Below are 3,097 nucleotides of genomic sequence, written 5' to 3' on the forward strand. Positions count from 1 at the left end.
AAGGTTTGGGGGTGCCTGTCCCCTGCTTTCCTTGAAAAGGGCTACACTGTTACGGACTCCTTAAGGCATAGCTAAATCCAGCCACTCATCCACAGTTCCAAGGTCATGCAAATCACCGTTTTCATCCAGAAAGAGCAGGCTGTCTTGCATTGTTCCTACAGCGTTATCAGTGCCCTGATATGATCTCCAGATTAATTCGTCATCTAACTGAGTTGTTTGCGGGGTTGGAGACAGAAGGTCTGGAACCTGCGATTCAAGCCAGTTGAACAGTATGTCTGCTTTATGCAGATCAGATAGATTTTCAGGGTCTTTTTCAACGCCTGTTTTTGTCACATCCTTAATGTTAGTTGCCAAGGGTAGGTCCGCCAGGGTAGCCCGTACCTCCTCAATATCCAGTCCTTGAAAAATCTCAGGATAGTCACCTCTACCCCAGTCTATCACTGAGTCTTGCACAAATGTGTTTACCCCGGTTTTCTCTACTTCTTCCCACTGATTCCAAAAATGATAATGCTCAAACATCGATACAATGCCTTTACCAGGAGCCAGAATATCCTGCATGCTTCTATCGTAGTATTCCATGAGCACATCATCTTGATAGTACTCTACATTTTCATTATAGGCTACGAGAGCAAGGTTTTCAAGGCTGTCTTCACCTGGAATAGTCAATGAAGGCGCGGTCTGTCCTTTTCCTAAAAAGGTAAGTTTTGAATTTTCTTTTATTATGTAGGGGGATTGGGGTTTTTGCAGGTGCAGTTCCAAGCTGTACCCCTCTCCAGGTTGATAAAAGCGTGGATATCTAGGAGCAGGGTCGTACAACCAGTGCTCTTCACTTTTAAAATAATAATATCCATGAAAAATTGTGTGGTTATCCTGAATCTCTATCAAACTTGCTGCCCATAGATTCACACTGTCGGTCTCATCAACATTTCCCCAGATTGAAGATACGAGGTTGCGTTGGGAATCAATTTCCAGAATCAACTGCAATTCCTGCGCCTCACTCCACAAATCTGTTGTTCGTTCGCCTGCATTCCCGTGGATATTACGTCCATAAACATCATATATTGCCCACCAGCCATCATTTATCGCTCCATCTTCAGTCAGAAACCCCTGATAACTGGGAACATCCAGAATTTCCTCAGCCTTTGCCGACTGAAACCCCGCCATCATAAACAGCAAAGCTATAAACATAGCTTTAAAGAACAAGCAATTCCCTTTCATTGATCTAACCTCCTTACAATCTAAAAAAACGCTTTTTTTATAAATCTATTTAGGCAAACTCTTTGCAACAGACTTGGTAATCTGCATAAAACCGTCCGTTGTCAGGCAGGTTAAAACATGCTGAAATAGTTGGAGTATTTTGAGTACATGAAAAAACAGCATAACTGCCACAATATTTCAAGAACAATCTGGATTGAATGGCGGATATATTTTAATAACTATCTGTTGTTGTATAACATTTTTTATTCTTATCGCTCCCACGCTCTGCGTGGGAGCGTATCTGGTCCGCTCTGCGGTCATTGGTGGACGCGGAGCGTCCGGAAGATGTTCCCACGCAGAGCATGGGAACAATAAAGGAATGATGCCCCGGAGGGGCCAATTTTTCAGCGCAGGGTCGCGGAAAAAGCCTGATGACTTACTCCTGAAACCCTGTCAAAAAAAAACAAGAAAAATTTGTGCTATGGCGAGGGTTCAGCGCCTGGCACTGGGACTGTTCCCTGAGCTCTGGTGGTGATCAAACACAACCTTTAGACCTTTCTAGGCGTTTTTCAGAGCCATTTCAGGTTTGAAATAGGTTTGAAACAAAAAAGCCCATCTCTACCATAAAAGGCAGAAACGGGCTTAAAAATCAGCAAAAGCCAGGTTATCTGATAAATCTAAGGCCTGGTGCAGGGACCAGCCTTGTTCTGTGAAGTGGTTCAAAATCATATATTGCCCTTTGCTTTTGAGTATTGCCTATCTGAAATGCCCATAAAGAGCAATATATTTTTTGATAACATACTTGAACAGTATTTTTATGCAGCTTTCAAGGCCCGATAAACTGCCTGTCTGGAAATATTTAAACGCCTGGCAACCTCTGTCTGGTGTAAACCATCTTCAAGCATCTCGAAAATCTTGTCTTTCATCTCACAGGTAATCTTCTTAGGCCTCCCCAGGTGTTTACCCTTCTGTTTTGCTTTCTCAATGCCCTCACGCTGTCTCTCCCGGATAAGAGCCCTCTCGAACTCTGCTACGCTGCCGATAATCTGTAGCTGCAACTTCTGAAAAGGATTGTCATGAGCGCCGGCCTCAAAATTTAAGTTCTCCTTGATGAATTTAACGGAAACCTGTTTATCAAGAAGGCCCTGGAGTATACTGAGCAGATCCGAGAGATTTCTAGCCAGGCGGTCTATGCTGTGAACAACCAGGGTGTCACCTTCCCGGAGATAGTCCAAGCAGGCCTGCAGCTGAGGCCTTTCTCTGGAGCTACCCGATACTTTGTCTTCAAACAGCTTATCGACTTCTAATCCGGCTAATTGTCTCTCCGGGTTTTGGTCTACTGTACTTACCCTTTTGTAGCCTATCTTAATACCATCCATAAAACCTCCATGCTGTAACAAAAGTTCAAAGATGTTTTATAGATAGCTGTAACAAAAGTCAATATATGAACTTTTGGTCAGGGTATATGGGGGGTGCCCGAAACGTGCACCTTTTTTACAGCACTGAGGCTGCCTGGTTAGACCACTTCCTGATCAATGAGTTTAAGATTAAAGCAGCTCCAAGAGGTAGGTAGTCTTCAAAATTCAGGGGGGTGGACTATTACATAAATATAGCCGTATGTTAGGCCAATAATTTTGCTCCGTATCTCAACAAAAAGGCCGCAACATCAGGGCCAACCAAGACAGAAATAGGCTTGCCACTTTCTTCTTTTAGTTTGTCCAGTTCCTGTTCAACAGGCGTTGTGATAGCATTGGCGGTAGAGATTATCAGCCCCATGTTGGCCTCTGGGTAATGTTCAAATGCTCGTTTAATGTCCTCAACGGCTCTTGTGTCCCAATGATCCCCCTCATAAGATTTTACCTGAACCACCAAAACGGATTGTTTTTCCAAGCCGGGAATC

At 43.7% G+C, this 3,097-nt stretch carries 3 protein-coding genes; all 3 read right to left on the reverse strand.

Annotated elements, in window-relative coordinates:
* Positions 1 to 60: 60 nt before the first annotated feature.
* On the reverse strand, positions 61 to 1,218 hold the full coding sequence (locus QZP87_RS13945; protein WP_291323531.1) for a hypothetical protein: 1,158 nt from the start codon (positions 1,216 to 1,218) through the stop codon (positions 61 to 63).
* A 794-nt stretch (positions 1,219 to 2,012) separates the two neighbouring features.
* Positions 2,013 to 2,576, reverse strand: a complete 564-nt coding sequence (locus QZP87_RS13950; RefSeq protein WP_291323532.1) for a recombinase family protein — start codon at positions 2,574 to 2,576, stop codon at positions 2,013 to 2,015.
* Positions 2,577 to 2,817: 241 nt separating this feature from the next.
* Positions 2,818 to 3,097 (reverse strand): hypothetical protein (locus tag QZP87_RS13955; protein ID WP_291323533.1); only part of this gene is annotated, 280 nt, incomplete at its 5' end.

The sequence above is a fragment of the Desulfonatronospira sp. genome (genome assembly GCA_003563255.1).
In the GTDB taxonomy this organism is placed as follows: domain Bacteria; phylum Desulfobacterota; class Desulfovibrionia; order Desulfovibrionales; family Desulfonatronovibrionaceae; genus Desulfonatronospira.

Bases quoted from the DNA above. Each gene is read 5' to 3' on its own strand.
- QZP87_RS13945 (WP_291323531.1), bottom strand. From the start codon at position 1,218: ATGAAAGGGAATTGCTTGTTCTTTAAAGCTATGTTTATAGCTTTGCTG.
- QZP87_RS13950 (WP_291323532.1), bottom strand. From the start codon at position 2,576: ATGGATGGTATTAAGATAGGCTACAAAAGGGTAAGTACAGTAGACCAA.